The following is a 5,376-nucleotide window of genomic DNA, read 5'->3' as shown; positions in this document are numbered from 1 at the left end:
ACCCAGGGCCGTCGGCGCCAGGTAATCGGCCGTCGCCCCTTGTTCGGCGGCCTTCTGCTTGAAGGCCGGCGTCGCCATCACCTGCGCGATCGTGCGCGTCAGCTTGTCGACCACCGCGGCCGGCGTGCGGGCCGGTGCGAACACCGCGAACCACGAGGTCGCGTCCAGCCCGGGCAGGCCGGCTTCGGCGGCGGTCGGCACGTCGGGCAGCGACGGCAGCCGGTGCGCTCCGGTGACGGCCAGCGCGCGCAGCTTGCCCGACTGCACGAACGGGAGGAACGGTGGCGGCGTGCCGAAGCTCAGGTCGACCTGCGAGCCCAGCAGGTCCTGCAGCGCCGGGCCGGTGCCCTTGTACGGCACGTGGGTCATCTGCACGCCGGCCTGCTGCGCGAGCATCGCGCCGGTGACGTGCTGCAGCGAGCCATTGCCCGACGACGCGAAGCTCAGCTTGCCGGGGTTCTGCTTCGCATAGGCGACCAGCTCGGCCAGCGTCTTGACCGGCAGCCCGGCGCGCACGACGACCAGCTGCGGCGCGTTCAGCACATTGGCCACCGGCTGCAGGTCGCGCTGCTCCCACTGCGACTGCTTCATCAGGTGCGGCGTGATCACGTGGTAGCCGGAGTACTGCATCAGCAGCGTGTAGCCGTCGGGCTCGGCGCGCTTGACGGCCACCGCGGCGATGCCGCCGCTCGCGCCGCCGCGGTTGTCGACGACGACCGTCTGGCCGAGCGCCTTGCCCAGCGGCTCGGCCAGCATGCGCGCGGCCAGGTCGGTGGTGCCGCCGGGGGCGGTCGGCACGATCAGCGTGATCGGCTTGGAGGGATAGGGGGCGGCGGCCAGCACCGGGAGCGAGAGGGCGGCCAGCGACAGGGCGATGGCGTGCAACGTGCGGTTCATGGAATGTCTCCTGTGTTGTGATCGGGTTCAGCCGCGGGCCAGCGCGCGTGCACGCGTGGCCTCGAAGTCGGCGGGCAAGGGATGCAGGTCGAGGCGCCGGCCGGCCTTGACGACCTGGCCGGGCAGCGCGTGGCCGATCAGCGCCGGCAGGCGCGATGCGGCCGCCAGCAGCGCCGGCAGGTCGACGCCGGTGTCGTAGCCCATCAGCGCGAGCGCATGCACGATGTCCTCGCTGCAGACGTTGCCGCTCGCACCCGGCGCATACGGGCAGCCGCCCAGGCCGCCGAGCGAGGCGTCGAAGCGGTCGGCACCGGCCTCGATCGCGGCCAGCAGGTTCGCGAGGCCGAGGCCGCGCGTGTCGTGGAAGTGCACCGTCAGCGCGGTGCCCGGCCAGCGCGCGCGGAAACCCCGCACCAGCGCCTGCACCTGGGGCGGGTACGCCATGCCGGTGGTGTCGCACAGCGTCACGCCCTGCGCGCCGAGTTCGTCGACGAAGCGCTCGCACCAGTCCAGCACCGTGCCGGCCGGCACCTCGCCTTCCATCGGGCAGCCGAAGCAGCACGACAGCGAGACGTTGACGGCCACGCCGGCCTCGCGCGCCAGCGCGGCCACCTGCGACAGCGCGGCGAACGACTGCCCGCGCGTCATCCGCAGGTTGGCGAGGTTGTGGCTCTCGCTGGCCGACATCACCAGGTTCAGCTCGTCGGTGCGGGCCTCGATCGCGCGCTGCGCACCGCGCACGTTGGGCACCAGTGCGCTGTAGACGACGCCGGGCCGGCGCGCGATCTCGCGCATCACGACCTCGCCGTCGCGCAGCGCCGGGATGGCCTGCGCCGAGACGAAGGCGGTGACCTCGATCTTGGCCGCGCCGGCCTGCGACAGCGCATCGATCAGCGTGATCTTGTCTTCGGTCGGCACGAAAACGGGTTCGATCTGCAGGCCGTCGCGCATGCCCACCTCGCACAGGCGCAGGCGCCGGTCGTTGCCGTTCCAGATGCTGTTGCTCATGCCACCACCCCCCGTTCGCGCAGCGCGGCGATCTCGCCGTCGCGCAGCCCCAGTTCATGCAGCACCGCGTCGGTGTCGTCGCCGAGGCCAGGCGCCGAGCTGCGCACGCTGCCGGGGGTGGACATCAGCTTGGGCACGATGCCCGGCACCTCGAGCGTGTCGCCGGCCCGCGTGGTCTGCGCGAGCAGCATGTCGCGCGCCCGGTAGTGGGGGTCTTCGGCGATGTCCTGCGCGGTGTAGACCTTGCCGCAGGGCACGCGCGCTTCTCTCAGCACGGCCAGCACGTCGGCCACGTCGCGTGGCGCGGTCCAGGCCTCGATGGCGGCATCGAGCTCGGCCACGCGCGCCACGCGCCCGGCGTTGGCGGCGAGCCCTGCATCGTTGCCCAGCTCCTCGCGGCCGATCGCCTGCATCAATCGCTTGAAGATGCTGTCGCCGTTGCCCGCGATCAGCACCACGCCGTCGCGGCAGCGGTAGGCGTTCGACGGCGCGATGCCGGGCAGCGCGCTGCCGGCCGGCCCGCGCACCGCGCCGAACGCGCTGTACTCGGGCAGCAGGCTTTCCATCACGTTGAAGACGGCCTCGTTCAGCGCCACGTCGATCACCTGGCCGCGCCCGCCGTGGGCCTGGCGGTGGTACAGCGCGGTCAGCACGCCGATGCAGCCGTGCAGCGCGGCCAGCGTGTCGCCGAGCGAGATGCCGCAGCGCACCGGCACGCGGCCGGGCTCGCCGGTCAGGTGGCGCAGCCCGCCCATGGCTTCACCGATCGCGCCGAAGCCGGGCAGGTCGCGGTACGGCCCGGTCTGGCCGTAGCCGGAGATGCGCAGCATCACGAGACCCGGGTTCAGCGCCGACAGGGCCTCGTAGCCGAGCCCCCAGCCTTCCAGCGTGCCGGGGCGGAAGTTCTCGATCAGCACGTCGGCCTGCGCGATCAGCCGGCGTGCGATTTCCTGGCCTTCGGCGTCGCGCAGGTCGAGCGCGATCGAGCGCTTGTTGCGCGACTGCACCTGCCACCACACGGAGGTGCCGTCCTTCAGCAGGCGCCAGTTGCGCAGCGGGTCGCCGCTGCCGGGCGGTTCGATCTTGATCACGTCGGCGCCGAATTCACCGAGCGTCTTGCCGGCGAACGGGCCGGCGATCAGCTGGCCCATCTCGACGACGCGCACGCCGTGCAATGCGCCGGGGGCGGGGGAGGGTGTGTTCATCGGGCCATTGTCGAAACCGGCCCGGCGATGGGGAATGGCAAAGGCGTGCAGCGAGCTTTCGCGGTTCGCGAAAGCGGCCGCGGGTCAACCCGGATCGAGGTGGTCGATCAGCAGCCGCACGTGGCGCGACACGGCGGCCGCATCGCGCACGCCGAGCAGCAGCTTGCGGCGCGCCCAGTCGTCCGCGAGGCCGACCTGCCGCAGGTCCATCGAGCGCAGGTGCGGCAGGATCGCATCGCGCGGCAGCACGCCGATGCCGAGGCCGGCGGCCACCATGCGGCACATCGCGTCGAAGCTGCGCACGCGGATGCGCAGCCGCAGCTGGCGCCCGAGCGCCTGCGCCTCGGTGTGCAGCCGGCGCGCCAGCGAGGTGCCTTCCGAGAGGCTCACGAAATCGCAGTCCAGCAGCTCCTCGAAGCGCAGGCTGCGCCGGCGCGCCAGCGCATGCCCGCGCGGCACCACCAGCACCAGCCGGTCCTCGCGGTAGTTCATCGTGTGCAGCCCGTGCGTGGCGGTGCGGTCAGCGAAGATGCCCAGGTCGGCCCGGCCGTCGAGCACGGCCTGCACCACCGCACTGCTGTCTTCCTCTTCCAGCTCGATGCGGATGCCCGGGTTCTGCGCGACGAAGGCGGCGATGTCCGGCGGCAGGAACTGCGTGATCGCCGAGGTGTTGGCCCACAGCCGCACCACGCCGACCAGCCCGGCCGCGTGGTCGGAGAGGTCGGCCGCCAGCCGGTCGACATCGCTCAGGATGCGCTGCGCATGCTGCTGCAGCGCCTGCCCGGCGGCCGTCAGCGTGACGCCGCGGGAATGGCGTTCCAGCAGCGTGCTGCCGACAGCCGCCTCCAGGTCGGTGATGCGCTTGCTGGCCGCGCCCACCGCGAGGTGTGCGAGCGCGGCGCCCTGGCTGATGCTGCCGCTGCGCGCGACCAGGCTGAACAGCTGCAGCGAGACGAGGTCGAGGCGGTGAAGATTCATGCGATCAGCGCCTCCAGGCTCTTGCGCGTGAACGGCTTCGGCAGGAAGGCGGCCGCGTCCGGCCAGTCGGCGCGCCGTGCATGCACTTCCGGCGGCAGGCCCGAGCTCAGCACGATGCGCTGCTGCGGCCAGTCATGCGCGATGCGGTGCCACAGCGCGATGCCGTCGCCGCCCGGGCCGAGCATCACGTCCGACAGCAGCAGGTCGAACGGGCCGTGCGCCACCATGCAGGCGAGCGCGTCGTGCTCCGACGCCACTGCGGTGACGCTGGCGCCCAGGTCGTCGAGCAGCGCGGCCGCAGTGGCGCGCACGCTGTCGTCGTCCTCCACCARCAGCACGCGGGCTGCCGCGCCGCGCGCATGCACCGCCGCGCGCGGCAGCGGGGCCGGCGCACCGGCGTGCGAGGCCGCCAGCCACAGCTCGGCCGTGGTGCCGAGGCCCTCGGCGCTGTGCAGCACCAGGCTGCCACCGCACTGGCGCATGAAGCCGTCGACGATCGCGAGCCCCAGCCCGCTGCCTTGCCCGGGCGCCTTGGTCGTGAAGAACGGTTCGGCCACGCGCGCCTGCACCTCGGCCGGCATGCCGTGGCCGGTGTCGTGCACGCGGATCACGACCGCCTCGCCGGCCGGCACCACGCGGTCGCTGTGCGCGACGTGCGCGACCGACAGCGTCAGCATGCCGCCGCCCGGCATCGCGGCGGCGCTGTTCAGCGCGAGGTTCAGCAGCGCGTTCTCCAGCTGGCCGCGGTCGGCCTGCACCGACAGCGCGGCGTCTGCGCTGCCTTCGTCGATCCGCACCTCGATCGCCGGCCCGACCGAGTACTCGACCAGGTCCTGCATCTCGGCCAGCATGTCGGCCACGCACACCGACTCCACCTCCAGCGGCTGGCGCCGCGCGAACACCAGCAGCCGCCGCGACAGGCCGGCCGCCGACTCGGCCGCCTTGTGCGCGCGCACGGCCAGCGCGCTGACCCGCTCGTCACCGAGCAGCCGATGGCGCAGCAGCTCCAGGTTGCCGAGGATCGCGCTCAGGAAGTTGTTGAAGTCGTGCGCGATGCCGCCGGTCAGCTGCCCCAGCACCTCCATGCGCTGGGCCTGCCGCAGCTGTGCCTCCATCGCGCGGCGTGCGCTCAGGTCGCGGCAGACGGCGACCCAGCCGCCGTCGGGCATCGGGTGGCTCAGCATCTCCAGCACGCGCCCGCCCGGCAGGTGCAACTCGGCCGACGCGGCGATGCGGTGCCGGCCCAGGCGCGCCGCGGTCTCGGCCGCGACCGCGCGCCAGGTGGCGC

General features: G+C 73.1%; 5 protein-coding genes. All 5 read right to left on the bottom strand.

All coding sequences use genetic code 11. The features are described 5' to 3' along the window. On the bottom strand, window positions 1-897 hold an 897-nt coding region (locus AC1D1T_RS29740), incomplete at its 3' end, for a Bug family tripartite tricarboxylate transporter substrate binding protein (protein WP_477993054.1). A gap of 27 nt (window positions 898-924) precedes the next feature. Beyond that, window positions 925-1,905 carry a hydroxymethylglutaryl-CoA lyase gene (locus tag AC1D1T_RS29735; RefSeq protein ID WP_477826914.1) on the bottom strand — a complete coding sequence of 327 codons (981 nt, stop codon included), beginning with the start codon at window positions 1,903-1,905 and terminating at the stop codon, window positions 925-927. Then, a complete protein-coding gene (locus tag AC1D1T_RS29730) occupies window positions 1,902-3,110 on the bottom strand; it encodes a CaiB/BaiF CoA transferase family protein (protein WP_477826913.1) in 1,209 nt (402 codons plus the stop codon). The genes AC1D1T_RS29735 and AC1D1T_RS29730 overlap by 4 nt, the downstream gene beginning before the upstream one ends. A gap of 84 nt (window positions 3,111-3,194) precedes the next feature. Then, window positions 3,195-4,088 carry a LysR substrate-binding domain-containing protein gene (locus AC1D1T_RS29725; RefSeq protein WP_477826912.1) on the bottom strand — a complete coding sequence of 298 codons (894 nt, stop codon included), beginning with the start codon at window positions 4,086-4,088 and terminating at the stop codon, window positions 3,195-3,197. Then, the coding region (locus AC1D1T_RS29720) for an ATP-binding protein (protein WP_477993053.1) at window positions 4,085-5,376 on the bottom strand (1,292 nt) is incomplete at its 5' end. The genes AC1D1T_RS29720 and AC1D1T_RS29725, both read right to left, overlap by 4 nt.

The organism is Rhizobacter sp. P2_H3 (assembly GCF_056403355.1).
This window is presented reverse-complemented; position numbering and strand designations above follow the sequence as displayed.

Bases quoted from the DNA above. Each gene is read 5' to 3' on its own strand.
- AC1D1T_RS29735 (WP_477826914.1), bottom strand. From the start codon at position 1,905: ATGAGCAACAGCATCTGGAACGGCAACGACCGGCGCCTGCGCCTGTGC.
- AC1D1T_RS29730 (WP_477826913.1), bottom strand. From the start codon at position 3,110: ATGAACACACCCTCCCCCGCCCCCGGCGCATTGCACGGCGTGCGCGTC.
- AC1D1T_RS29725 (WP_477826912.1), bottom strand. From the start codon at position 4,088: ATGAATCTTCACCGCCTCGACCTCGTCTCGCTGCAGCTGTTCAGCCTG.